This is a genomic window from Sphingomonas cavernae (genome assembly GCF_003590775.1).
GTDB classification, from domain to species: Bacteria; Pseudomonadota; Alphaproteobacteria; order Sphingomonadales; family Sphingomonadaceae; genus Sphingobium_A; species Sphingobium_A cavernae.
The window spans coordinates 602,945-628,411 of the sequence record NZ_QYUM01000002.1; the positions used below are offsets into that span (position 1 = coordinate 602,945).

The 25,467-nt window shown below is 64.2% G+C and carries 19 protein-coding genes; 6 read left to right on the top strand and 13 right to left on the bottom strand.

All coding sequences use genetic code 11. The features are described 5' to 3' along the window. Positions 1-246 precede the first annotated feature (246 nt). A complete protein-coding gene (clpB, locus tag D3876_RS03130) occupies positions 247-2,826 on the top strand; it encodes an ATP-dependent chaperone ClpB (protein WP_119759631.1) in 2,580 nt (859 codons plus the stop codon). Positions 2,827-2,901: 75 nt separating this feature from the next. Here the strand turns inward: clpB and D3876_RS03135 are convergent, their stop codons facing one another. The 6 genes from D3876_RS03135 to D3876_RS03155 form a co-directional block, all read right to left on the bottom strand. Further along, positions 2,902-5,862, bottom strand: a complete 2,961-nt coding sequence (locus D3876_RS03135) for a TonB-dependent receptor domain-containing protein (protein ID WP_119759632.1) — start codon at positions 5,860-5,862, stop codon at positions 2,902-2,904. A gap of 525 nt (positions 5,863-6,387) precedes the next feature. After that, complete coding sequence (locus D3876_RS20175; RefSeq protein WP_147417569.1) at positions 6,388-6,738, bottom strand: hypothetical protein; 351 nt, start codon at positions 6,736-6,738, stop codon at positions 6,388-6,390. Positions 6,739-6,746: 8 nt separating this feature from the next. Continuing rightward, positions 6,747-8,258: a 2OG-Fe(II) oxygenase family protein gene (locus D3876_RS03140; RefSeq protein ID WP_238475217.1), complete on the bottom strand. Its 1,512-nt coding sequence runs from the start codon at positions 8,256-8,258 to the stop codon at positions 6,747-6,749. Beyond that, positions 8,255-9,415, bottom strand: a complete 1,161-nt coding sequence (locus D3876_RS03145) for an aspartyl/asparaginyl beta-hydroxylase domain-containing protein (protein WP_119759633.1) — start codon at positions 9,413-9,415, stop codon at positions 8,255-8,257. Before D3876_RS03145 ends, D3876_RS03140 begins: the two co-directional genes overlap by 4 nt. Then, entirely contained in the window at positions 9,412-11,409 is a 1,998-nt protein-coding gene (locus tag D3876_RS03150) for a tetratricopeptide repeat-containing sulfotransferase family protein (protein ID WP_119759634.1), read from the bottom strand. The genes D3876_RS03145 and D3876_RS03150 overlap by 4 nt, the downstream gene beginning before the upstream one ends. Before the next feature lie 147 nt (positions 11,410-11,556). Beyond that, positions 11,557-14,745, bottom strand: coding sequence for a TonB-dependent receptor domain-containing protein (locus tag D3876_RS03155; protein ID WP_238475218.1), 3,189 nt, complete (start codon positions 14,743-14,745; stop codon positions 11,557-11,559). A 280-nt stretch (positions 14,746-15,025) separates the two neighbouring features. Here D3876_RS03155 and D3876_RS03160 point away from each other — a divergent pair, with 280 nt between their 5' ends. Beyond that, the gene (locus tag D3876_RS03160; protein WP_119759636.1) at positions 15,026-15,571 is read left to right on the top strand and encodes a hypothetical protein; all 546 of its coding nucleotides are present in this window, start codon (positions 15,026-15,028) and stop codon (positions 15,569-15,571) included. 11 nt (positions 15,572-15,582) lie between these two features. Here D3876_RS03160 and D3876_RS03165 read toward each other — a convergent pair whose 3' ends face one another. The 3 genes from D3876_RS03165 to xseA all read right to left on the bottom strand — a co-directional run bounded on the left by D3876_RS03165 (position 15,583) and on the right by xseA (position 18,100). Then, positions 15,583-16,386 carry a M23 family metallopeptidase gene (locus tag D3876_RS03165; protein ID WP_420801933.1) on the bottom strand — a complete coding sequence of 268 codons (804 nt, stop codon included), beginning with the start codon at positions 16,384-16,386 and terminating at the stop codon, positions 15,583-15,585. Between the two features lie 104 nt (positions 16,387-16,490). Beyond that, a complete protein-coding gene (locus tag D3876_RS03170; RefSeq protein ID WP_119759637.1) occupies positions 16,491-16,691 on the bottom strand; it encodes a DUF2093 domain-containing protein in 201 nt (66 codons plus the stop codon). 32 nt (positions 16,692-16,723) lie between these two features. Beyond that, on the bottom strand, positions 16,724-18,100 hold the full coding sequence (gene xseA, locus D3876_RS03175; RefSeq protein WP_119759638.1) for an exodeoxyribonuclease VII large subunit: 1,377 nt from the start codon (positions 18,098-18,100) through the stop codon (positions 16,724-16,726). On the opposite strand from xseA, the gene purD reads away from it, so the two are divergent. Both purD and D3876_RS20355 read left to right on the top strand, forming a co-directional pair. Further along, positions 18,099-19,376, top strand: a complete 1,278-nt coding sequence (gene purD / locus D3876_RS03180) for a phosphoribosylamine--glycine ligase (RefSeq protein WP_119759639.1) — start codon at positions 18,099-18,101, stop codon at positions 19,374-19,376. The genes xseA and purD overlap by 2 nt on opposite strands. A 184-nt stretch (positions 19,377-19,560) precedes the next feature. After that, entirely contained in the window at positions 19,561-20,427 is an 867-nt protein-coding gene (locus D3876_RS20355) for a hypothetical protein (protein ID WP_182911849.1), read from the top strand. 81 nt (positions 20,428-20,508) lie between these two features. On the opposite strand, the gene D3876_RS20715 is transcribed toward D3876_RS20355, so the two are convergent. Then, positions 20,509-21,051 carry an endonuclease domain-containing protein gene (locus D3876_RS20715; protein ID WP_238475219.1) on the bottom strand — a complete coding sequence of 181 codons (543 nt, stop codon included), beginning with the start codon at positions 21,049-21,051 and terminating at the stop codon, positions 20,509-20,511. Positions 21,052-21,219: 168 nt separating this feature from the next. Beyond that, positions 21,220-22,533, bottom strand: coding sequence for a hemolysin family protein (locus tag D3876_RS03200; RefSeq protein ID WP_119759642.1), 1,314 nt, complete (start codon positions 22,531-22,533; stop codon positions 21,220-21,222). Between the two features lie 148 nt (positions 22,534-22,681). Between D3876_RS03200 and D3876_RS03205 the strand changes: the two genes are divergently transcribed. After that, the gene (locus D3876_RS03205) at positions 22,682-23,362 is read left to right on the top strand and encodes a YiaD family glycine zipper/OmpA-like lipoprotein (protein ID WP_147417570.1); all 681 of its coding nucleotides are present in this window, start codon (positions 22,682-22,684) and stop codon (positions 23,360-23,362) included. Between the two features lie 64 nt (positions 23,363-23,426). Here the strand turns inward: D3876_RS03205 and D3876_RS03210 are convergent, their stop codons facing one another. Next, positions 23,427-23,879 (bottom strand): nucleoside deaminase, encoded by a 453-nt coding sequence (locus D3876_RS03210; RefSeq protein ID WP_238475220.1) that lies wholly within the window; start codon positions 23,877-23,879, stop codon positions 23,427-23,429. A gap of 131 nt (positions 23,880-24,010) precedes the next feature. Between D3876_RS03210 and rpmB the strand changes: the two genes are divergently transcribed. After that, complete coding sequence (rpmB, locus tag D3876_RS03215) at positions 24,011-24,301, top strand: 50S ribosomal protein L28 (RefSeq protein WP_119759643.1); 291 nt, start codon at positions 24,011-24,013, stop codon at positions 24,299-24,301. 95 nt (positions 24,302-24,396) lie between these two features. On the opposite strand, the gene D3876_RS03220 is transcribed toward rpmB, so the two are convergent. After that, positions 24,397-25,368, bottom strand: coding sequence for an esterase-like activity of phytase family protein (locus D3876_RS03220; RefSeq protein ID WP_147417571.1), 972 nt, complete (start codon positions 25,366-25,368; stop codon positions 24,397-24,399). Positions 25,369-25,467 lie beyond the last annotated feature (99 nt).

A 25,467-nucleotide genomic window follows, 5' to 3' on the forward strand; every position in this document is an offset into this window, starting at 1 on the left:
TACCCCGCATGCCATGCTCGGCGGATGCGCAGAGATTATCGTCGGCCGCCCGGTTGTGACGGGCTTGAAGCGCCGTCGCGTGTAACTATCTGTCTTGGGCGCGATATTTTGCGTCACGATTCAAGGGAAAAGTGCGAACACAAGCGCGCGTGGCCCCGTTGGCACCCTCGCAAATTTTATCCTTCAAACCTTGTGTTGCATAAATACAACACCATATCGCGACCGATTTGAAACAAGGGGAGCTTCATGAACCTCGAAAAATTCACCGATCGCGCCAAGGGTTTCCTCCAGTCCGCGCAGACCGTCGCCATCCGCATGAACCATCAGCGGATCAGCCCTGAACACCTCCTGAAGGCGTTGCTCGAGGACGAACAGGGTATGGCCGCCGGTCTGATCCAGGCAGCCGGCGGCAGCGCGCAAACCGCGACAGCCGAAGTCGACAAGGCGCTGAGCAAGATTCCGGCGGTGTCGGGCAGTGGTGCGCAGCAAACGCCAGGTCTCGACAATGATCTCGTGCGCGTGCTCGATCAGGCCGAGCAGGTCGCGCAGAAGGCGGGCGACAGCTATGTCACCGTCGAACGGATGCTGCTCGCGCTCGTGCTCGCGACGACGACCGTTGCGGGCAAGGTTCTGGCGACCGCGGGCTTGAAGGCGGATGCACTCAATGGTGCAATCAACGAACTGCGCGGCGGCCGGAGCGCCGACACCGCGTCCGCGGAGGATCGCTACGATGCTCTCAAGAAATTCGCGCGCGATCTGACCCAGGCGGCCAAGGACGGCAAGCTCGATCCCGTGATCGGCCGCGACGAGGAAATCCGCCGCACCATCCAGATCCTCGCGCGTCGCACCAAGAACAACCCCGTGCTGATCGGCGAACCCGGCGTCGGCAAGACCGCGATCGCCGAAGGGCTCGCGCTGCGCATCGCCAATGGCGATGTGCCCGACAGCCTCAAGGACCGCACGCTCATGGCGCTCGACATGGGCAGCCTGATCGCGGGCGCGAAGTATCGCGGGGAATTCGAGGAGCGCCTCAAGGGCGTGCTCGACGAGGTGCGCGGCGCCGAGGGCGACATCATCCTCTTCATCGACGAGATGCACACGCTGATCGGCGCGGGGAAATCCGAAGGCGCGATGGACGCGTCCAATCTCCTGAAGCCCGCTCTGGCGCGCGGCGAACTCCACTGCATCGGTGCGACCACGCTCGACGAGTACCAGAAGTACGTCGAGAAGGACCCCGCGCTCCAGCGGCGCTTCCAGCCCGTCTTCGTCGGCGAGCCCACGGTCGAGGACACGATCTCGATCCTGCGCGGCCTGAAGGAGAAATACGAGCTGCACCACGGCGTGCGGATCACCGACAGCGCGCTCGTCTCGGCCGCGACGCTCTCCAACCGCTATATCACCGACCGTTTCCTGCCCGACAAGGCGATCGACCTGATGGACGAGGCCGCGTCGCGGCTGCGCATGGAGGTCGAGTCCAAGCCCGAAGAGATCGAGAATCTCGACCGGCGCATCATCCAGCTCAAGATCGAGCGCGAGGCGCTGAAGAAGGAGAGCGATCAGGCATCGAAGGATCGGCTGGCCACGCTTGAGGAAGATCTGGCTAATCTCGAGCAGCAATCGGCCGAACTGACGCAGCGCTGGCAGGCCGAAAAGGACAAGATCGCGGGCGAGGCCAGGATCAAGGAGCAGCTTGATGCCGCGCGGCTCCAGCTCGATCAGGCCCAGCGTTCGGGCGATCTCGCGAAAGCAGGCGAGCTTTCCTACGGCGTGATCCCCGGGCTCGAAAAGCAACTCGCCGACGCCGAGAATGCGGCGGCGGGCGCGATGCTGCGAGAAGAGGTGACGAGCGAGGACATCGCCGCGGTCGTCAGCCGCTGGACGGGCATCCCCGTCGAAAAGATGCTCGAGGGCGAGCGCGAGAAACTGCTCCAGATGGAAGCGATGGTTGGCAAGCGCGTGATCGGGCAGGAAGCCGCGGTCAACGCGGTGTCGAAGGCTGTCCGCCGTTCGCGCGCGGGCCTTCAGGATCCCAATCGTCCCCTGGGTTCGTTCCTCTTCCTCGGCCCCACGGGCGTCGGCAAGACCGAGCTCACCAAGGCGCTCGCCGGTTTCCTGTTCGACGACGACAGCGCGATGGTCCGCATCGACATGTCCGAGTTCATGGAGAAACATTCGGTCGCACGTCTGATCGGCGCGCCTCCGGGCTATGTCGGCTATGAGGAAGGTGGCGTGCTGACCGAGGCGGTTCGGCGCCGGCCCTATCAGGTCGTGCTGTTCGACGAGGTTGAAAAGGCGCATCCGGACGTCTTCAACGTCCTGCTCCAGGTGCTCGACGACGGGCGGCTGACCGATGGGCAGGGCCGCACGGTCGACTTCTCGAACACGCTGATCATCCTGACCTCGAACCTCGGCAGCCAGTATCTCGCGGGCATGACCGACGACCAGTCAGTCGCCGATGTCGAGCCCCAGGTGATGGAGATCGTGCGCGGGCATTTCCGCCCCGAATTCCTCAACCGGCTCGACGAGATCATCCTGTTCCACCGGCTCGGGCAGCAGCATATGGGCCCGATCGTCGATATCCAGGTGTCGCGCGTCCAGAAGCTGCTCAAGGACCGCAAGGTCACGCTCGAGTTGACCGACGCTGCGCGCGCGTGGCTGGGCCGCGTGGGATACGACCCTGTCTATGGCGCGCGGCCGCTCAAGCGCGCGATCCAGAAATATCTGCAGGACCCGCTCGCCGAACTGATCCTGCGCGGCGAGGTCCCCGACGGATCAACGGTCAAGGTCGACGAGGGCGACGGCGCGCTGATCCTCACCACCACCTGACGCCGATAACCGGCGCAAAAGAAAAGGGGCAGAGCCGAAGCTCTGCCCCTCCTTCTTTGGCCGTAAGGGAAGGCCTCAGAACTTGAACTGCACGCCGGTGTAGAGGCGGCGGCCGAAGACGTCGTAGACATCCGCGGCGGTATCCGTTCCCGTCGTGTTGAACGAGGTTCCCGACAGCAGGCGCGGCGCCTTGTTGTCGAGGAGGTTGTCGACACCGAAATAGATCTCGACCTTCTCGGTCGGCTTGAAGCGCGCCTGCGTGTCCAGATAGAATTCCGAACCGATCTTGATCGCGTGGGGATCGAGGTCATAGGCGGCAAGCAACTGGTCGTCCTCATAGGCCTTGCCGATATAGGTGCCCGTGAAGTTGATGCTGAAATCGTCCACACCATAGCCGAGGTTCGCTGTGAAACGATCCTTGGAGTTGCCGACCTCGCCCGCGAACGGATCCTTGTCCGCGCCCGGGACCGAAACGACATAGCCGTCGAAGACGCGGGTATAGGCGATGCGTCCGCTCAGGCGACCGTCGGCACCGAAAGCGCTCAGCGCAGTGTTGTAGGCCACCGCGACGTCGAGGCCCTCGACCTTGAGCTTCCCGCCATTGAACAGCGGTGCGTCAACATATTCGAGCGAACCCGAGCTGTTGATGGCCGTCTGCGATGGACGACGATCGACGAGGTCGCAGAACGACTGCTCGCCCTGACCGTAGCACTGGTCGAGGATGAACTGCCGCGGCGGCGCCACGATCGCGTCCTTGATGCTGATGTTGTAATAGTCGACGGTCAGCGTCAGGTTGCGCAGCGCATTGATCGAGCGCGGATTGATTGCGACGCCTACGGTGTAGGAATCGGACTTTTCTTCCTTCAGATTGGGGTTGCCGCTGTCATAGCCGCTGATCCCCTGGCGATCCGCCTGGTTGACCGTGAACACACCGTTCTGCTGGATGTTCGCGAGCACGCCAGCGGCCGCGCGGCAATTGTCGCCGATCGCGCCGCCGCCCGTCAGACCGATGCCCGCGCACGGATCGACGAGACCGCTCGGGAAGGTCTGCGATGCGCCCGTGAACAGCTCACCCACATTGGGCGCCCGCACCGATCGCGCGTAACCGCCGCGGAACTTGATATCCCGGATCGGAGACCATTCGGCGCCGACATTGTAGGTGTAGACCGTCCCGACCGTCGAATAGTCGGAAATACGGCCCGCAGCGCGCAGCGACAGGTCATGGAAGAAGGGTGTGTCGGCAAGGATCGGCACGTTGATTTCGCCGTAGATTTCCTTGACGTCGAACGAACCGCGCGTGTCGGGAAGCGCATTGCCCGCGTTGAGACCGGCGTTGGTCAGCGCGTCCCAGTTCTCGCGGCTGCTTTCCTTGCGATACTCCGCGCCGATCGCCACGCCCAGACCGCCCGCCGGCAGGTCAAACAGCGTGCCGGAGAGGTTCGCGGACACCACCTGCTGCGTGATCCGCGTGCTGTAGGACTGTTCGGCTGCGATGTACTTCGCGGCTTCCGGCGAGATCGAATTGAAGCCGAAGATGTTGATCGGCACGCAACCCTGGGCACGCGCCTCGGCACTCGCGCAGATCACGTCGGTGGTCAGGCCGTTATTGTTGACGTCGCCAAGGTCCTGCACCGCGGACAGCGCATTGGCGAAGTTCAGAATGTTCGGTTGCCCGTTCGATTGCTGCGTCTCGCTGGTGCGGCCATAGACATAGCTGACATCCCAGTGGAACTTGTCGAACACATCGCCTTCGAGACCCGCAACGAAACGGTAATAATCGCGGCTGGTGCTGCCATCGCGCGGGCCCAGATCCGACAGACGCTTCGAGAAGCTGATGTCGCGCAGACCATCGCCATCCTCGTCCGTAGCAGCCGCGGCGATCGCGGCGGGCACATAGGGATTGAGCATGATGGCGCCGTTGACGCGCGTCTCGATCGGCACGAGCCCGCCCGAGCTCTTGAAGATGTCGTCCGAACCGATGGCAGAGGGCTCGATCTGGCGCGACGAGCTGGTGTTGGCATAGGTGCCTTCCGCGAAGAAATTGATCGCGTCGGTCACCTGATAGTTGCCGCGTGCCGCAAAAAGGTAGCGTTCCACGGGCACCGCGATCGTGCGGTAGTACTGACGATTGAAGCCGTCGGCACCGACGCCGTCGCCGTTCGGGCCGTTGGTCGAAAAGCCTTCCTTGAGCGCGTTGTTGGCGTCGAAGGTGAAGGTGCGACCGCCTGCCAGGAAGCTGCCCTGCGGCGCAAAGCTTGAGAAATAGGGCGTGACGGAGGTGCCGAAATCCGCGGGATCACCCGTGAAGTAGGCCCATTTGTCGGCATCGTCGTAAAAGGTGTTTGCACGTTGGCGCGACAGCAGGCCCTCCTGCTTGGTATAGCCCATGTGCACCATGATGTTGCCACGATCGTCGGCGAAGTTGCCGCCGAACGTTACACTGCCGCGATACTGCGCGTCATCGCCACGCTCGGTGATGCCATATTGGCCCTCCGCAATGAGGCCCTCGAAGTTCTTCTTGTAGATGAAGTTGACCACGCCGGCGACCGCATCCGAACCATAGAGCGACGACGCGCCGCCAGTCAGGATGTCGACGCGCTCCACGAACTGCGTGGGAATGACGTTGAGGTCGACGGTCGACGAGCCGGGCAGACCAGCGACCACGCGACGGCCATCGATCAGAACAAGCGTACGGTCCGAGCCAAGGTCACGCAGATCGACGGTGGCAGCTCCGGTCCCCGAGGTCAGGAACGCGGAATTGGTGCGGCTGAGCGCGGGCGTGCCGAAAACCGGATTTTCGAGGAGAAGTTCCTGGATGTTGGTGACACCGGAATTCTCGATAGCTTCCTGGCCGACCACCTGGATCGGGGATACGGAGTCGATCTCGGGCTGTGCAATACGCGAGCCGGTAACGACGATCGCTTCGGGCTCATTTTGGGCGGCGACATCCTGCGCATGGGCAGGAAAGGACACGACTGCCAGACCGATTGCCAAATGCGCGGCACCCGCCCGAAGACGCAACAAACGCTTGTTCATTTTGGGTCGATTTCCTTTTATACAACACTAATTTGGGAACGAGAACCGTTCCAGAAATCTGGTCGAAGCGCTGGAAACCCCTTTCCCGCGCAGCATGGCGTCCCATGAGCCACCTTCCCGGCGTTGTAAATTTCGGCTTTTAGTTTGACACAATACGAATCAAGCGCTGTCACATTTTTGCAACAGTTTTGGCAACCGTCGCCTCCATGAACGACGGATTAACAAGTTTGTTATAAAACCTCTTTTGAGTTCACCAATCATCGAAACGCCGGCGGCGCTACGGACCCGGAGCAACTTCGGCTGGGTGCAGTGAAGCAGCAGAGCTTGTTTGTTCTGGGAGATGCGCCGTGCGCAGAAGGCACAAGGGCGACTTGCTTATTGGCTCGATGCGTCGATCAAGCACGGCGATCGTACGACCTGCCGACCGGCGCGCCCGGCATTGCCAGGCGCGCTTTTGAAAAAGCGGACCAATTTAACGGGCGCGGACGAGGCTCAAACGCCTCATCCGGGCATTCCGCAGTCTTGTCAGCAACCGGCCTGCCGCGCGCACGACCCCATTTGCGACTTGTGGACCAGGTCGCGATCCGCTCGCCGCTGCTCTTCCCATTGAGCGCGCGTCTTGCAAACCTTCTTCACCGCGAGTCGGCTTCCGAGCACTTCCTGCTTCTCGCAAACGACCTCGTCCGGATCGCCTTTCTTCGGCTTTGAAGCCGCCGTATCCTCAGCCGCGGCGGGAACCGCCAGCACAAAGGCAATCACAGCCCCCAATGCGGTCACACGTGCAAAAGGGCTCATCGTAACTCCTTTCGATACCCAGATAACATTGAACTTGCCGCATCCGGCCCCAGGTTCCAAGGATTTTTCGACCAGCGACAAGACCTTATCTATCGTGGCAACGCCACATCGAACGCGATGGTCAGTCGTTCGCCTTCGGCGAAAGGCCGCGTGCCGTGCCACATCCATGAAGGGAAAAGCACGAGCCTCCCCGGCCGCGGCTCGATCATCTTCATCGGGGGCAGGTCGAGACCGATCGCCGCCTGCGGCTCACCGAGCGCGAGCCAGCCGGCGTGAAGATCCTCTTGGGGCCCGCGCTCGGGTAACGAGACATACAGCGCCGAGCTGATCCAGCCCTGTGGATGGACATGATTGGCATGATGCCCCCTCTTTCGAAGCCGTACCGACCAGCTCCCAGCGAACCGAATGCGACGATCGCGACGACGCCCCAGCAGCGGGTGCGCGCTGTCCGGGGGCGGAAGCTGCGCCACGTAGCTCTCCACCGCACGCACGATCGCGCTACGCGCAGCACGCAGCTCAGGCTCGATGCGGCTGAGCAGCGGGCCGTCGGTCTGCGTGCCGCCGCGCACGGATTGATCGAGATACTCGCCCTTGGCGACATGCAGTGCGCGCAGGCGATCGGCCAGCACGTCGAGCGCCGGAAGCTCCCCTGCGATATCCATCACCGTCACTAGGCGTTGATCGCCGTCAAGCCATGCGCTTCGCGGGTCCCCGGTCAGCCGCCAGGCGGCGGCGGCGTAGGGCCAGACCCCTGTGCCACGCTCGGTCTCAAGCTCGCGATCGATCAGCATTAACGCCTGTTCGGTCCGGGCCGTGCGCAGCAGGTGCCGGATCCGCCACAGCGCGAGCGCCGGAAGCGCGTCCACCGGTGCCGCTTCGAACAGCGCGTCCGCGCGCTCGATGTCGCCCAGTTCCGCCGCCGCGATCGCCCCATATTCGGCACATAGCGCCTGCGCGCCTTGCACAGCGCGCGCGCGCGCCACATTGTCGCTCAGTCCCGCAAAATTTTCGCGGCGAAGATCGAGATCGAACAGCGCCTGCCACAACGACGCCTCACCCGGAAGCACCGCCAATGCCCGCTCCAGCGACGCGCTTGCAAGCTCGGGACGCCCCATCGTCGCGCGGAGTTGTGCCAGTTGAGCGTGCCCTTGAACCCAGAGTGGCGCTTGTTGCAGGATCGCGTCCAGTTCGGCCGCAGCCTCCTCGCCGTTCCCAGCCGCCATGCGCGCGGCCGCGAGGCCAATCAGAACATCGCCCTTTGGCGGGCCGAGCCGGTTCGCATGCTCGAACAATTCCACCGCATCGACACCCGCCTCGAGCGCGACATGCGCATGACCATGCGCAATGCTGGGATCCGAAGGCGCGAGCCGCGCCGCCCGTGCGAACGACTGCAGCGCGGCTTCGTGTTCGTCGAGCGCACGCTCGAGCAGCCCCGTCCATTGCCACAATCGTGCATCCGGGTTCCGCTCCGCCGCGACGCGTACGAGAGGGAGTGCCCGGTCCTCCTCACCTTCGGCAAGCGCGATACTGGCCAGATCGGCAAGGCTGTCTGCATCGGCATGGGTGCCGCGCGCCGTGGCCAGTACGGCTTCGAAGCTCACAACCCCGCGGCCGGAGCGCCGCCATCGGCCGTGATCAGCGCCGTCACCGCCTCGCGCTCGACCTCGCTGAGATCGGGATGCCAAAGATCGAAGATGAAGACGACGCGAAGCTGATCGCTCGGATTCATCGCCTCATGCTCGATCGTATCGTCGAAAACAAAGGCTTCACCTCGCCGCCAGTGTCGCGTTTCCGCGCCGACGCGGAACCAGCAGCCTTCGGGCACGACCAGTGGCAGGTGACAGATCAGGCGCGCATTGCTGACGCCGACATGCGGCGGGATTGCGGTGCCCGGCGCGAGCAGAGAGAACATCGCATTGGGTGACGCGCCGGGGATTGCCGGCTGGTGAAAGCGTTCGAGCAAGGCCAGCGTGCGCGGGCAATGACGCGCATTGGGCTCGATCCGTCGGCCATTCTGCCACAGGTGAATAGCGGTCCAGTCAGGATTGTGATTGAGCGGCTGCCACTGGCGAAGCGGCTGGTGATCCGCATACTGGATATAGGGTACGAGTTCGGCGCGCTCGGCGGCCATGACCGCCTCAAGCTCGGCGGCAATGACATCAGTTGCGGCCTCGAGCTCGGCGAGCCAGGGAAACAGCCGGCGCGGGTGGAACTCGCGCTCGCTGAGCCCCGGAAACTGGAAATGCGTCGGCTCGCTGTGGAAATGCCGCGTCCTGCGCAGCACATTGCTGCGGAAGCGTGCGATGCGGCCCCGCTCCTCGTCCTCAGCGCGCGCCTCAACCGCGGTCATCGCGGCTTTCAGATGATCTTCGCGTGCATCGAGCCAGGCCGCATGGCGAAGCGCACCCTGCGCGAGCACTGCCGCGATCTGTGGCGGCAGATCGCCATCAGGCTTCTGCGCGAGCGCGTGCCCCCACGCCTCCCCCGCCGATGGATCGCCGATCCTGTCGAGCAGGCTCGCCTTCATGAGCAGCGCTGTGAAGTCGAGCGGCGAGATGGCTAGCGCGCGATGTATTGCGTCGAGGGCGACGCGCGGCTCCCCAGCGGCGCGGCTTACTCCGGCGAGCTTCAGAAAGATCGACGCATCGTCGGGGCGCGCATTGGCGGCTTGACGCAACAATGCCTGTGCCCGCACGAAATCCTGCGCAACCGAGGCGCGATCGGCCTCGGCAAGCAGCGATGGCAGCTCGGCGCTCAAAGCGAATAGCCGAACTTTTCAACCCAGGGCTCAAGGGTCGGAAAGATCGGCTCCAGATGCTTGCGATAACGTTGCCAGCGGCCCGCCGCGCGCTTGTAGATGGGCTCGGTCACCTGCGAATAGCTCGCCGTGGTGATCAGCCCGCGCGACTTGGCGGTGCGCTGATGGTCGAGCGCGCCTTCATGCCATTCGAGGCCCAGGAAATCGAAAAGCGGGCGGACCTCGGTTTCAACGTCATCGACCAGCCGTTCATAAACGATCGTATGGACGTTGAGCGGAAGCAGTGCGCGCGAACGCTCCCAATGCTGGAAGGTGAGGTCGTAGAACTCCGCCGCGTCCTCAAGTCTCAGGAAATTGGACATGGCCGCGTTCAGGCGGAAATTGCTCATGAAGCAGCTCAGCAGAACGTCACACGGATGACGCAGTGCCAAAATGAAGCGGGCATTGGGAAAGAGCCGCTGAATGAGCGCGGCCTTGTGAAGAAAAAGCGGCGACTTGTCGATCAACAGGCTGGACGCACCAAGCTCTTCGATCTTGCCGACCTCGTCGAAATATTGCGCGCGGGCATTGACGATGCCGGCTTCATCGAGAGCCGGAATGCCCGCCAGCCCGCCGATCGCGATGTCGACAAGGTTCAACGGCGGCTTCTCCTCGAGCACGACCGCGCCCGGATGCCCCATCAGGATCGTGTCGAGCAGCGTGGTTCCCGATCGCGGAAAGCCGACGAGAAACACCGGGTCGGCGCACTTGGGTGCGGGATTCGCATCAGACCAGCCCGCGACCCATTCGGGCGTGAGCATCTCGATTTCCGAACGGAGTTCGTCGCGGAACTCGTTACCACGACGCACGGGTTCGGTTGGATGCGCTTCGTGCAGCCTGGCGGTCTCCTCAAACGCCGCGAAAGCCTCATCGGAACGCCCCAGGCGATCGAGCAAGGTAGCGCGGATGTGTGCACTTCGCTCGGGCTCTATCGTCGACGGCACTAGCGCAAGGCATTCGAGGCCCAGCTCGAACCGTCCTGCACGCCTGTGCTCCATTGCCCGCAGGAAGCTCAGTGCACCTTGATCCAGCCCATTTTCTTCGGCGAGTGCGATGAGCGGCGCGAACTCGTCCTCGCGATTGGTGTGCTCATATTGAATGACCAGCCCCAGATAGGCATCGGCCATGTGCAGATCGAGCGCGATCGCCTTGCGAAAGGCCCGCTCAGCGTCTTCAATCCGGTTTACCAGCCCGCATTCCACACCGAGCTTGAGCTGCAAGCTCGCATTATTGGGGTCGCGCGCCACTGCCTCCTCCAGGACAGGCAGCGCCTCTTCCTGCCGCGATTCGCGCTTGAACTGCACATAAAGCTCATACAGCGCCCGCGCATCATCTGGAAAATCCGCGGCGGCAGCGCGAAGGATGCTCACAGCCTCGGCGGTTCGATCGGCCGCACGCAGGGCGTTGGCAAGGTTCAGACGTGTCGGGGGCGCCTGTGGGTCAAGTTCGAACGCATGTTGCAGCGCCAGGACGCTGCCCGCAAAATCGCCAACGCCCGACCTGGCGTTTCCGAGATTGTTCCAGCTCTCGAAATCCGCAGGGTTGTGCTTGACCACATGCTCATAGGCTTCGACCGCATCGGCGAAACGTTCGAGCGATTGGGCAAGGAATCCCCGGTAGCGCGCGACGCGCAACGTCGAATCGGAAAGGGCGAGTTCGCGCGTCGCGACAGCGAGAGCATCGGTGGTTTCACCAGACTCGATCAGCGCAGCGATCAGGTTGCACGCGATCGTGACATCGCCAGGCCGTCCTCTATGCGCGGCCTTCAAATGGCGGATCGCGCCAGCGGCATCTCCGGATCGCGCGCGCAACATGCCGAGAAACGCGTTGAGTGCGGCAACGTCGCCGCCTTGCACAAGCGCGCCTTCCGCCAAACGTTGCGCCCGCTGCAGATCGCCCGCCTGCGCGGCAGCCACGGCCTGCCGGAGCACATCGGCGGTTCTTGGATCAAGCATGGATGCAGTAGCCACTTTCACTGTTTGAGCCGTTCTGCCGCGCCAATGCAATCGGAATACGCATGGCCCCGGAGGGCGCGGCCCCAAAAAAGAAAGGGGCGGCCGGTCCGAAGACCGACCGCCCCAGATCGAAGTCCGAGCCGAGCTTTAGAACTCGAGCGTCACGCCCGCATAGACGTAACGGCCGAGCGCATCATAGGTCGCCGGATAGGTGTTGCCGTTGCACGGACCGGTCGGGCACAGGTTCGAGCCCGCACGACCGGCGTTGCCCGACGTGACCAGCGGAGGCTGCTTGTCGAACACGTTATTCACGCCCAGGCGGAACTGGTAGTTCTCGCCAATGGCGTAGGTGGTGGCAAGGTCGATATAGTTCTGCGCCTTGATGTTCAGACCCGGATCGAATTGCGAGCTGACAGGTGCACCGATCGACTCGTTGTCCTCGAGCGTTTCAGCCGAAACCTCACCGACGTAGCGCCACTGCACCGAGAAGCCGAGACCCATTTCGGTGTTCAGCGTCACGCGCGCCTTGTGCCGCCATTCGGGCAGCGGCGCACCGGCATTGGTGGTGCCGCCGAGGCTGCAGGTCGGACCATAGAGGCCCGCGCAGTCGAAGGGATCGGTCAGACCGTTGTCGATCCGGTACTTGTCGAGATAGGTCCCGATGAAGCTGGCCGAGATCGAACCGAAGCTGAGGCTGTGCGAGTACGAGCCGTTGACCTCGATACCCTTGGTCTGAAGCGTACCGACATTGTTCGGAAGGTCGGTAACGAAACCGCCCGGGGTCAGCCACAGCGAGCCAGCCGCGTCACGATTGACGAGGTCGCACGATGGGGCCGTGGACGTTGCGGTCGAGTTGTCGACGCAGTCGTTCAGAACCGCGTCCTGCCCGAACGCGCGGATCGCGTTGTCGACCTTGATGTCGAAATAATCGACGGTCAGCGCGAAGCGCGGCAGGAAGCTGGGCTGAAGGACCACACCGAAGGTCTTGGTCGTCGCCTTTTCGGGCTGTAGATCCGGATTGCCGCCGATCAGGCCGTTATACTGGCCCGCCGGATTTGCTGCGGTCCGCTGGCCAACCAGAAGACCCTGAGCAATACAGCCAAAATCCGCCGCCGTGATCGTGACGCCAGCGCAGGGATCCACGCTGCCGTTCAAAGCGACGGTGTTGGTGGCGAACAGCTCCTGGATGTTCGGAGCACGGACGGCCCGGTTATATGCGCCGCGCAGGCGAATGTCCGGGATCGGCGCGAACTCGACGCCGACCTTGTAGGTGTCGGTGTCGTACTCGCGGTCGGCGCTCGTCTTGTACCAGGACTTGCGATAGCCCGCGTTGATCGACAGGTCGTGGATGAAGTTGTCCTGCACCAGCGGGATCTGGACTTCGCCGAACAGATCATAGACGCGGAAGTTGCCCGAAAGCGGCAGCGTCGCGCCACCCTGACCGGTGAGATCACCCGTCTGGAAGGCGTTGTCGGTGTTCAGTTCCAGCGATTCCTTGCGCCATTCCGCGCCGACGTTGATGCCAACGCCATCTTCGGACCAGGGGGCCTTGAAGCCATAGTCACCGAGAAGACCGGTGAACGAGACGCTCGCGACCTGTTCCGAGGTCTGGCCCTTCTGGAAGCCGGTCGCCGACAGATAGGAAACCGCTGCCGGGCTCACCGAGCCCGCGCCGCCGAAGACGTTGTAGGGCACGCAGGTCGGATCGGTGCCGTCGCGGACCGAGCGGCATATCGGGGTACCGTTGGGACCGACCACGACATCGAGCGCGCGGTTGAGACGCGCCACCGAGAACTCGTTCGAATAGACCTGCGTATAGTTCGACCGGCCATACTGGTAATAGGCGTCGTACGACCAGACGTCATCCAGATCGCCCTTGGTACCAATGACCGTACGGAAATTGACGTGGTGCAGATCCGACCGGCGAGGACCGCCTTCGACGTTGCGGCGGAGCAACTGGAAGAACGCCTTGTTGTAGGACATACCGGTCGTCGGATCGATGAAGTCGATCGGCAATCCGCCAGGTCCGGGCGTGCCAGAGCCAGGCGCGCCGGTGTTGTAGGGAGCGCCCACTGCAAGCGGGAAGACGCCCAGGAAGCCGTTGATCAGGTTTTCGTCATCGCAGACGACGTTGCTCTGAGCCGCCGACAGGAGCGGGTTGTCGCAGTTGATCGTCAGCGTGTTGCCGAAGTCACCCGACGGTGCGATCTGGGCGACCGTGCGGTCGTCCATGAACATGAACTCGAGATACGGCTTGATCGAGTCGTTGATCTCGTAGTTCGCGAACAGGCCTGCGGTATAGCGCTCGTCCGGCCGTTGGAAATAGTTGGTCGGCGCGAAGTTGTAGAGCGTGGTGGAATTGTTGAAACCGCCACCGGGCGCGAAGGTGTAGATCGTCGAGGTGACGAATGGCTGACCCGCCTGCGGATGGCCCGGCGGACGTGTGAACGTGTCGAACACGATCACGTTGCCGTTGTCCGAGGTAGCCGAACCGCCACAGCGTGGTGCGCCGCCACCGGTGTTCTGCAGGGTGCACGCGCTGAAGTCGCGGCGCGATTGCAGGATCGGCTTGGCCTTGCGGTAGCCCGCATAGGCGACGATATGACCGCGACCGTCGTCGAACTTGGTGCCGAAGGAAACGGTGGCGTCGATGGTGCCGCCGTCGACGACGCTGCCCTTGGGATAGCCATAGCCGTCGAGACCCGCATTGGCGCGCGCATCAAGGAGCGGCGGCATGAACTCGTTGCGGTTGGTGTGCTGGTTGAAGCTGTACTGGCCGTCGAACCGGATACCCTCGAAATCGGTATCCATGATGAAGTTGACGACGCCCGCAACCGCGTCCGCACCATAGGTCGACGACGCACCGCCGGTCAGAACCTCGACGCGCTTCACGATCGAAGCGGGGATGATGTTGATGTCGGCGGCCGAACCGCTGGTGGGGCTCGGATCGCCCGGCAGCAGGCGGCGGCCGTTGACGAGCGTCAGCGTGCGGCTGGTGCCGAGGCCGCGAAGATCGATCGACGCGGTGCCGTCAGCGCCGTTGGAAAGCGTCGAGGCCTGGCTCGCGGACACGCCGGGCAGCGAGTTGAGCAGGTCCTCCATCTTGGTGGTGCCCTGCAGCTTGATTTCTTCGCTGTTGACGACCGTGACGGGCGCAGCCGATTCGAGGTTCGGCTGCGGAATGCGCGAACCGGTGACGATGATGGCTTCGCCTTCGGTCGCTTCGGCGGCCTGGGGCTCGTCCTGCGCAAAGGCAGGCGCAGAGATCATGGCCAAGCCAAGTGCAAAGGACGCAACGCCCCCGCGCAGGCTCGTATATTTTGGAGATTTGCTCACTATCCAGTCCCTTTTCTGGAGCGATCGAGGCGAAGTACTCGTCCCGACTATGTTAGCTGTCTGGGCAAGCGCGCGCTCCCTGCGCGGCCCTCCCCCAGCAGTCTGCGCAGCGAAATGCCCCAATGTTCACGGTATTGTAAACGCCAGATCACGGCTGAAGGCCAAGTTGTCCGCGGTGTGTATCCATTATGCCACACACACCTGACACGCCGTGCGTCCAACAATCTTGCATCGCGCCCGCGCGCACTTCACAAGACCGATGACCAAGGGGAGATGCCAAATGATGCGTGCCGCCGTTCTGAGTGCCTTCGCCTTCCTGATCGCAGCGCATCCCGCGGCCGCGAAGACCGCGGACAAAGAAAAGCCGCGCGCCGAAGCCTTTCAGAATCTGCTAGACTGCAAGGCGATCGCCGAATCCGCGCAGCGCCTCGCCTGTTACGACGCGCAGGTCAGCGCGCTCGAGACCGCGGAAAAGCAGCGCGACGTCGTCATCGTCGACAAGCAGCAGGTCCGCGAAGCACGGCGCGGGCTGTTCGGCTTCACGCTCCCGTCGCTCAAGATCTTCGGCGATGGCGATAACGACGACGCCGACCAAAAGGAAGAAATCAAGGAAATCGAGGCGACGATCGCCGGCACCGGGCGCACCGTGGGCGGTGGATGGCGCTTTACGCTGGAAGATGGCGCGCGCTGGTCGCAGATCGACCAGAAACCCGTGGCCGTGGGCCCCAGGACCGGCACGAAAGTGAAGATCCGTCGCGCCTCCCTGGGTTCGTACTTCGCCTCCTTCAACGGCCAGCCCAGTGTCCGTGTGCGGCGCGAAAATTAGCGGCGCGAAAACTAATCGGCGGCCTGCGGCATCGGCCCCGCGAGGAGCAATGGATCGATCCTTTCGTCGCGCCACTTCATGCTCCAGTGAAGGTGCGGGCCGGTCGCGCGGCCGGTCGCGCCGATCGCACCGAGCGCCTGCCCCTGCCTTACGACGTCGCCCGGTTTCACATCGATCCGCGAGAGATGGAGGAAGGCGCTGTTGAGCCCCATGCCGTGATCGATCATCAGCAGATAGCCCTCGAGCGTGAAGGGCCGGTTCGTAGCGAGAATGACGACGCCGTCGGCAGGGGCGAAAAACGGCGTACCCGTGACGCGCGCGACATCGACCCCTGAATGATAGGCGCCGGGCTCGCCCCGGTAGATGCGTTGCGATCCGAAGAGCCCGGAGATGCGGCCAGTTGCAGGCCAGGTGAAGCGCTGGCGCCAGCCCTGACTGTCCGAAACGAGGGCGCGCGCGGCATTGATCTCCGCAAGTTCGGGCGCGCGCAGCCGCTCGAATTCCACACTTGGCCGTGACTGTCGCGCAAGCCTGTTCAGATTTTCGATCCGCCAAGCGCGCGGCGCTACGGTCAGCGACCGGCGGATCGTCGAACCGTCGGCGCGCCGCGCGACCAGCTCGGCCGAAGCGGTGGCGTCTCGCCCGAAGCCGATCAGAAAGCGGCCATCCGCGGCGATGTCGACGGGCCTGCCATCGAGCGCGAGAGACAGGGCATCGGAAGGTGCGAGTCCGAGCGCGACTCCGCCCTGTATAAAAGGTCCGGCAAGTTCGAAATCGGGACGCACCGGAGCGGCCGGTTTTTGAGGAATCGGCACGCTGGCCGGCGCCGCGCCGGACGATGGCGCCGATACGGGAGCAGCGATGCAACCGGCGAGCAAAAACACGATCGCGGCACCGCTTCCGCGCCGCAGGGCGTTCCTCACCGATCGAGCTCAGCGCGTACCGAAATCTCGGCGCTGGCATATGGCTCCTGCCGCGCCACGCTCCAATAGCGCAGGTGATCGAGCGGGATCTTGTCCCCCGTCACTGCGCAGACGACATGATCGCCCGATGCGAGCACACGGAAGCCGTTCGCCATGTAATGGAGTTTCGCCGGCCGTCCGGAATGCGACATCAACATCGGGTCTTCATGCTCCTGTTGGCAGCCCTCTCTCAAAGGAGCTTGGGCTGCTCGGTCTTCGCCGGATCATAGGCCTTGCCGCCCGCACGCTCAACCCGTGCGTCGATCGCCCCATCGCCGAAATGGAGCGTCAGCGCGCCCGCGGCGCGCGCTTCCGCTGCGGTCGTCACCACACCGCCGCCGCGTTTCTCGACCTTGGCATAGCCTCGCGAAAGCGGCTTGTCGGGATGGAGCGACTGGGCGAGCCGCCATAGCCGCTCCAGCCGGTCGCGGTCGCGTGCAATGCGGTGCGTGAGCAGCACGGGGCGCAGTGCCCCGCCTGCGCGCGCAAGCTCGCCGCGCGCGTCGGACAGGCGGTGTGCAAGCCCGCGGCGCAGGCGCTCCCCAAGTTCATCGGTGCGCTGGCGCTGGGGGTCAAGCAACTGCGCGGGCTTGGGCAGCAGTCGTGCCAGCGCCTGGAGCCTCTCGGCGCCACGCTCCCTGTAGCGATTGGCCGCGCGGATCATGCGCAGCCGCTGCTGGCCGAGATGCGCGATCAGGTCAGCGCGGACGGGCACCGCGATCTCGGCGGCGGCGGTTGGCGTAGGCGCGCGGACGTCAGCGGCATAGTCGCACAATGTGGTGTCGGTTTCATGCCCCACCGCCGAAATGATCGGGATAGAGCAGCCGGCGACCGCGCGGACCACGGCTTCCTCATTGAAGGCCCACAGATCCTCTATCGAACCGCCGCCGCGCGCTACGATGACGAGATCGGGGCGCGGGACGGGACCGCCGTCGGGCAGCAAATCGAAGCCGTTGACTGCAGCCGCTACCTGCGCGGCCGCGCCCTCGCCCTGCACCAGCACGGGCCAGACGATCACCCGGGTCGGGCAACGATCCTCCAGTCGGTGGAGAATGTCGCGGATCACGGCTCCCGTGGGAGATGTGACCACGCCGATCACGCGCGGAAGGAAGGGCAATGGAACCTTGCGTGCAGGATCGAACAGGCCTTCGGCGCCGAGCTTCGCCTTGAGCCGCTCGAGCAGCATCATCAGCGCGCCTTCGCCCGCCAGTTCGAGCCGCTCGATCACGATCTGATATTTGGATCGGCCCGGATAGGTGGTGAGCCGCCCCGTCGCGATCACCTCGATCCCATCCTCGGGACGAAAGGGTATCTGGCTCGCCGGGCCCTTCCAGATCACCGCGTCGATACAGGCATTCTCGTCCTTGAGCGTCAGATAGACATGGCCCGACGCGGCGCGCTTGTAGCCCGAAATCTCGCCGCGCAGGCGGACATGGCCGAAATTGGTTTCCACCATTCTCTTGAGCGATGCCGACAATTCGCTGACCGAAAGCGCGGGCGCGTTGTCCCCGTCGCGCTCCTCGGCTAACAGCCGCCCGGAATTATCGTTGTCGAAGGGATCGCTCATGAATGTCCTGCTTTTGGGCGCGGGAGGCCGCGAACATGCGCTCGCCTGGAAGCTGGCGCAATCGCCGAAGCTGACCAGGCTGTTCGCGGCCCCCGGAAATCCGGGCATAGCGGCGCATGCCGAGCTGGTCGAGATCGATCCTGCCGATCACCGCGCGGTGATCGATTTCTGCATCCGCAATTCGATCGCGCTCGTCGTCGTCGGCCCGGAGGCGCCGCTGGTAGACGGGCTCGCCGACAATCTGCGCACGATGGGCATCGCGGTGTTCGGGCCGAACAAGGCCGCGGCGCAGCTCGAAGGATCAAAGGGCTTCACCAAGGACCTTTGCGCCCGCGCGAATATCCCGACCGCCGCCTATGTTCGTGCGATGAGCAAGGACGGTGCGCTCGCCGCGCTCGGCGACTTCGGCTTTCCGGTGGTGGTCAAGGCAGACGGGCTCGCCGCGGGCAAGGGCGTGATCATCGCCGAGACGCGCGAAGAGGCCGAGGCCGCCGTCGAGGACATGTTCTCCGGCAGCTTCGGCGCGGCGGGCGCCGAGGTGGTAATCGAGGAGTTCATGACCGGCGAGGAAGCGAGCTTCTTCGCGCTGTGCGACGGCACGACCGTGCTGCCCTTCGGATCGGCGCAGGACCACAAGCGCGTCGGGGAAGGCGATACCGGCCCCAATACCGGCGGCATGGGCGCGTACAGCCCGGCGCGCGTCCTGACACCCGAACTCGAGCAACGCGTGATGGATGAGATCGTCGCCCCGACCGCACGCGCGATGGCGGACGCCGGCATGCCCTATTCGGGTGTGTTCTTCGCGGGGCTGATGCTGACTGAGCAGGGGCCCAGGCTCATCGAATATAATGTCCGCTTCGGCGATCCCGAATGCCAGGTGCTGATGATGCGGCTGGAGGACGATCTGCTCGACCTGCTCCTCGCGACCGCCGAGGGACGGCTCGCCGACATGGCCAGGCCCGCGATGAAGGCGGAAACCGCGCTCACCGTCGTAATGGCCGCCAAGGGCTATCCGGGTACGCCTGAGAAGGGCGGCGCGATCACCGGCCTCGACGCCGCGGAGGCGACGGGCGCCAAGGTGTTCCATGCGGGCACCGCGATCAAGAACGGCGCGCTCATCGCCAATGGCGGCCGCGTGCTCAACGTCACCGCCACCGGCCCAAGCGTCACCGCAGCGCAGACGGCCGCCTACAAGGCGGTTGATGCCATCGATTTCACCTCGGGTTTTTGCCGCCGCGACATCGGCTGGCGCGAGGTCGAACGCGAAAAGACCTAACCCGGCAAAATTTCTGGCGGCAGGAGTTCTTGAAGCTCGCGGGCTCTGCGGGATCGCGCAATTCCCGGGGCAGCGGCGGGCAGTAACCTTCGCGTAACCCATTGGGGGTGGACAGCGCACCGCGATTCGCTAGGCTTTTCAGTCTGAGGGGGCGAGAAGGCCCGGCGAAATAGGGGATGCGGACATGACCGACGTGAATTGGGTATTTGTGCTGATCCTGCTGGCCGTGGGTGCAGGCATCATCTGGTGGGTCTGGGGCCGCGGCGCCGCGCCCGCCGACAAGCCGTCGATTCCGGCCAAGCCCGCCGCCCCCGCGACCACTCCGCAACCGCTCGCCAAAGCGGCCGAGCCCGCTCCCAAGCCCGCCGAGCCGCTGGCCTTTGCCGGCGAGATCCCCGCGCAGGAGCCCGTCGTGACGCCTGCGCCGATCGCGGTGAAGCCCGCGCCCAAGGCCGCGGTAGCGAAGAAGGCCGAGCCCAAACCCGTCACCGCTAAGGCCCCGGCCAAGGCTCCCGCGGCCAAGCCCAAGGCTGCGCCCAAACCCGCTGCGCCGAAGACCGCCGCCGCGCCCGCTGCCAAAAAGGCGGCAGCACCCGCGGCCAGGACCGCCAAGGCGCCCGTCGCCAAAGCACCGGCAACGAAAGCACCCGTGACAAAGGCCCCTGCCGCCAAGGCTCCGGTGACCAAGGCGCCTGCGGCCAAGCCCGCAGCAAAGCCCGTTGCGAAACCCGCTGCCGCCAAGGCGCCTGCAAAGCCCAAGGCCGCGGCAAAACCCGCCGCCAAGGCCGCAGCGCCCGCAAAGCCCGATAATCTGCTTCAGTTGAAGGGCGTCGGCCCCAAGCTCGTCACGCTGCTCAACGGCCTCGGCGTCAACAGCTTCGCGCAGATCGCGGCATGGGGTCCGGCGGATATCGAACGTGTCGACGCACAGCTCGGCACCTTCAAGGGCCGCATCACGCGCGACCTGTGGATCGAGCAGGCGGGTTATCTCTCCAAGGGCGACATCAAGAGCTTCGAGGCCAAGTTCGGCAAGCTCGACAGCGAGAACTGAGCGCCACTCAGTATGTCGCGTTCGCGAAAGCGATCGAGCGGCTTGCGTCTTGGCTTCGCACTTTTCCCTTGAATCGTGGAATTAAATTTCTCCACGACGAAATAATAGTTCCGCAACTTCGGCGGGCTCAGGCTCGCCGGATCGCTGCATAGACTGACAATGAAAAAGAGTCCGAGGGATGGGACGGATACAGCCTGACACAATCAACAGGCTGTAGGACAGCACGAATTGCGCCCACATCTGGATGGCGCCTATCGACCCAATTTCAGACATGCCTTGAGCCCTCTCTCGCTTTCGCGGGAGAGGGTTGGGTGAGGGTCTTCTTCTTTCCTGCTCAAGCGTTGTCGAGCGCGCGGGCGATAGTTTCGAGAACGCCTTCGAAAGTTTCGATACCTCGCTGTTCCAGAATCGAAGCAAGCGATAACCCTGTTCTTCGAGATATGCTGTACGCGGGGCGTCGGCCTCCACGCTGTGCTGCCCGCCATCGAGTTCCACGATCAATCCCGCCTCGACGCACAGGAAATCAACGACGAACGGGCCAATGCTGGCCTGGCGACGAAACTTGAACCCCTCGAGCCGGCGATCGCGCACCGCATGCCACGCGCGGCGCTCGACATCGGTCATGTCGCGCCTCAGGCGCGCAGCGTGTGGACTGATCTGGCGTCGGACCGGATGCATGCACCGCAAGGTAGAAGAAAGAAGACCCTCACCCAACCCTCTCCCGCGAAGGCGGGAGAGGGTTCAAGCCAATGACCGGATCCCACGACATTCCAGACATCCTGATGGCCCCCGCTATCCGCGCTTGCGCGCGTCGCTGACCAGCAGCTTGTCGATCTTGCGGCCGTCCATGTCGACGATCTCGAAGCGCCAGCCCTGTTCGGTGAAATGTTCGCCGGCATTGGGGAGGTGGCGCAGCACCGCCAGCGCCAGCCCTGCAACAGTCGCATAGTCGCGGTCTTCGGGCAGGTCGATGGCGAGGCGTTCGGCGAGCTGGTCGGCGGCCATCGCGCCCGAGACGAGCAGCGAGCCATCGTCGCGCTCGACGAGCGCGGGATCGGTGCCGATATCGGCGTCCGACGCGAATTCGCCCGCGATCGCGATCAGCAGGTCGGCGGGGGTCACCAGGCCTTCGAAATGGCCATATTCGTCATGGACGAGCGCCATCGGCACCTCGGCCCGGCGCAGCGCATCGAGCGCATCCATCGCATCGAGCTGATCGGGCAGCACCGGCGCCTGACGCATCAGCGCGCGCAGATCGAGCGGTTCGCGGCGGAGCATTGCCGCGACGATGTCGCGCGACTGCACCACGCCGATGATCGCGTCGGCCGATCCTTCCGCGACGGGCAGGCGCGTATGCGGGGTTTCAAGCAATCGCGCGCGGATTGCCTCCGCATCACTGTCGGCGTCGATCCAGTCGACCTCGGTGCGGGGCGTCATCACCTCGCGCACCGGGCGATCGGCAAGACGGACGACGCCCGAAATGATCGCGCGCTCGCTCTCCTCGATCACGCCCGACTTGCTCGCCTCGGCGACGATCAGGTGCAGCTCCTCGGCGGTCACATGGCTGTCGGATTCGCGCTTCATGCCGAGCACGCGGAAGATCAGCGCGCTCGACCTGTCGAGCACCCAGACGACCGGCGCGGTGATGCGCGCGAGCCAGAGCATCGGACGCGCGACCACCACCGCGATCGGCTCGGGCGCGCGCAGCGCGAACTGCTTGGGCACGAGTTCGCCCACGATCAGCGAGGCATAGGTGGTGACGACGATGACGAGCGCGAAGCCAAGCTCGTCGGCGGTGCCTTCGGGAATGCCGAACAGCGCGAGACGCGCGCCCACGGGGCCACCCAGGCTGGACCCTGAATAGGCGCCCGCGAGGATGCCGATCAGCGTGATGCCGATCTGGACGGTCGAGAGGAAGCGGCCCGGATCGGCGGCGAGCGCAAGCGCGGTGCGCGCGCCGCTGCGCCCTGCCTTGGCCATCGCCTGAAGCCGCGGCTTGCGCGCCGAGACAATCGCGAGTTCCGACATCGCAAAGACGCCGTTCAAGGCGACCAGCGCGAGGATGATCGCGACGTCGATCCAGGGAAAGGGGGGAAGCGGCGGCATGGCTCGCCTCCCTATTGTCAGGATTTCGCTGCGATAACAACATCCGCGTAATGCCGGGCTCAGACCGGATGCGGAACAAGAAAGCCCCGTGCGGGTTTATCCTGTGTTTGCGGGCTATTGCCGGAAAATCCGGAGCAAGGGGAATTTGATGCGCATGGATAACAAGACGGCGGGCATGGCGGCGATCGGCGCACTACTCCTGACGGCAGGATGCACCACCGATCCCGAGACCGGCCAGAAGCGGATGTCCAAAGCGGGCATAGGCGCGATTGCGGGCACGCTCGGCGGCTATCTGATGGGAGATATCATCGGCGGCAGCAACGACCGCACCGCCAAGATCGTGGGCGCAGGGCTAGGCGGGCTCGCCGGTGCAGGCATCGGCCATTATATGGACGAGCAGGAAAAGAAGTTGCGACAGCAGACCGCAGGCACGGGCGTCGACGTCGTGCGCCAGGGTGACGAGCTGCTGCTCAACATGCCCTCGGGCGTGACCTTCGATACCAACAGCTCCACCGTAAAACCTGAATTTCAAAGCACACTCGATCAGGTGGCGTCGACCCTGAGCCAGTATAACCAGACCTTTATCGATGTTTATGGCCACACCGATTCGACGGGCAATGATGCGATCAACGTGCCGCTCTCGCAGAATCGCGCGCAGTCGGTCGCCAATTATCTGACGCTGCGCGGCGTCCAGTCCGCGCGTATCGGAACGCAGGGTTTTGCCGCGACGCGCCCGATCGCGAGCAACGATACGCCTGACGGCCGGCAGGCCAATCGCCGCGTTGAGATCAAGATCGTCCCCATCAAGCAGGAGGACGTTCAGGGCTAACCGCTTTGTAGGAAGTAGCGTACGCGTACCATCGGGCGCGGGGCTGCTGCCCTGCGCCCTTTTCCTACCGCCGCGCGACGAAGAATTCGCGCAGGAGCATTGCCGATTCGGCTTCGCCCAGCCCCGAATAGACTTCCGGGCGATGATGGCAGGTCGGCTGGTCGAAGACGCGCGCACCATGTTCGACGCCGCCGCCCTTGGGATCGGGCGCGGCATAATAGAGCCGCGCGATCCGGGCATGCGCGATCGCGCCAGCGCACATCGCGCACGGCTCGAGCGTCACCCATAGATCACAGCGCTCGAGCCGTTCCTGCCCCAGCGCCTCCGCGGCACGACGGATGACGAGCATCTCGGCATGCGCGGTGGGATCGCGCCCGGTTCGCGTCTCGTTGGCGGCGGTCGCGATCACCTTGCCGTCCAGCATCAGCACCGCGCCGATCGGCACCTCGCCCGCATCGACGGCTGCGCGTGCGGCTGCAAGCGCCTGTTTCATCGGGTCGGGCAGTGGAAAGGCCATGGGCTTTGCGTGTAGCGACAGGCTACGCACTTGCAACAGATGCGTGAATTGCCACGTTTTGGTTGACGCGAATCACCCCTAGCGCTATCCGCACCGACTTTCCGGGCAACCGATATTCAGGATTGAGAACGATGTCGCGTATTTGCGAGCTGACCGGCAAGGGTCGCCAGGTGGGTCACAATGTTTCCCACGCCAACAACAAGACCAAGCGGACCTTTCTGCCCAACCTGCAGAATGTGACGCTGATGTCGGATTCGCTGGGCACCAGCGTCAAGCTGCGCGTTTCGACGCACGGCCTGCGCTCGGTCGAGCACAATGGCGGCCTCGACAACTGGCTGCTCAAGACCTCGGACGACAAGCTCAGCCTGAAGGCCCGCCGCCTGAAGCGCGAAGTCTCCAAAAAAGCCGCTGCGGCCGCCTGAGCCGGATCGGGGCGCACGAGCGCCTTGTCCTTCGATGAAGGTATTTTCAGAAGCGGCGCCCGCATCGTACGGGCGCCGCTTTTGGCATGTCCGCCTTATCGCTGTGCAGCCGGAATCGGCAGAAGCTCAAACTTGAGCAGCAGGTTCCGCTGAAAGGGCGATCGGAAATTGTCGTCCGAGGCGATCCACAGGATCTGCCGCCCGCCCTCTTCGTCCAGCGCGAGCGCCTCCATATTGTCGACCGCCAGTGGCGGCGCGAAATGCGCTACCTCGTGAACCGGGAGCACCGCGCCAGCGCGAATGCCGGAGGGATCGAGCATCGCCAGCCTGGCGGACAGATAGGGGTGGAGCGCTATGCGGCGGTGGAGCAGAAGGATCCGCCCGTCAGCCATCTCGACCGCATCGGTCACGCGGTAGCCCTTGGGCGGCCGATAGGCGAAACGCGTGACTTGGGCGGCCGGATCGGTCGGATCGCGATCAAAGGCCAGCGCTTCGATGCCAAGCTTCTTTTTGGAGCGCGCCCTTTCCGAGAAAATAAGAAAGCGTCCCGAACGGAGGCGGAGCATCGCCTCCGCGCCGCCATTTTCCGGCCAGTCGTGCATGGCTTCTGGTTGTGCGCTGGCCTCGACGCGCCGGAGGTCACGCGAATAGCGCCAGATCGCATTGGCGCGCTCAAAGGCGACCCAGACCTGACCGGTACGCGGATCGCGCGTCATCGCTTCGGTATCGCGGTCTTCCTTGCCCCAACCCCGCCCCGGCCCGCCGGGCAGATCCGCGAAACCGACGGGCGCGATCTGCCCCGAAGCATTGATCCGCAAGGTCACCAGGCCGCCCGCATCGCTTAGAAACCGCAATTCGCCCGGCATCGCCGCCATCGCGGAAAAGCCGCCAAAGCCGTCGTCGCGTCCCTTCAGTTCCCAGCCGCCCAGAAACCGCAGCGGCCCGACGCGCGTACGGTTGGCATCACTGGCATCGAGAACGATCGGACGCGCGGTCACGCGCATGTCGTCACCGAGAATCGGCCGGCGGGACTCACCCGAATAGTGGCCCACCAGAAGCAGTGGCATCAGCGGAAAGACCAGCAAGCGGCGTATCGCCGCCGTTCCGGCGCCGGATATGCGGGTTCTGGTCAAGGAAGCGCGCGCGACGCGCGCTTGCCGCCATAT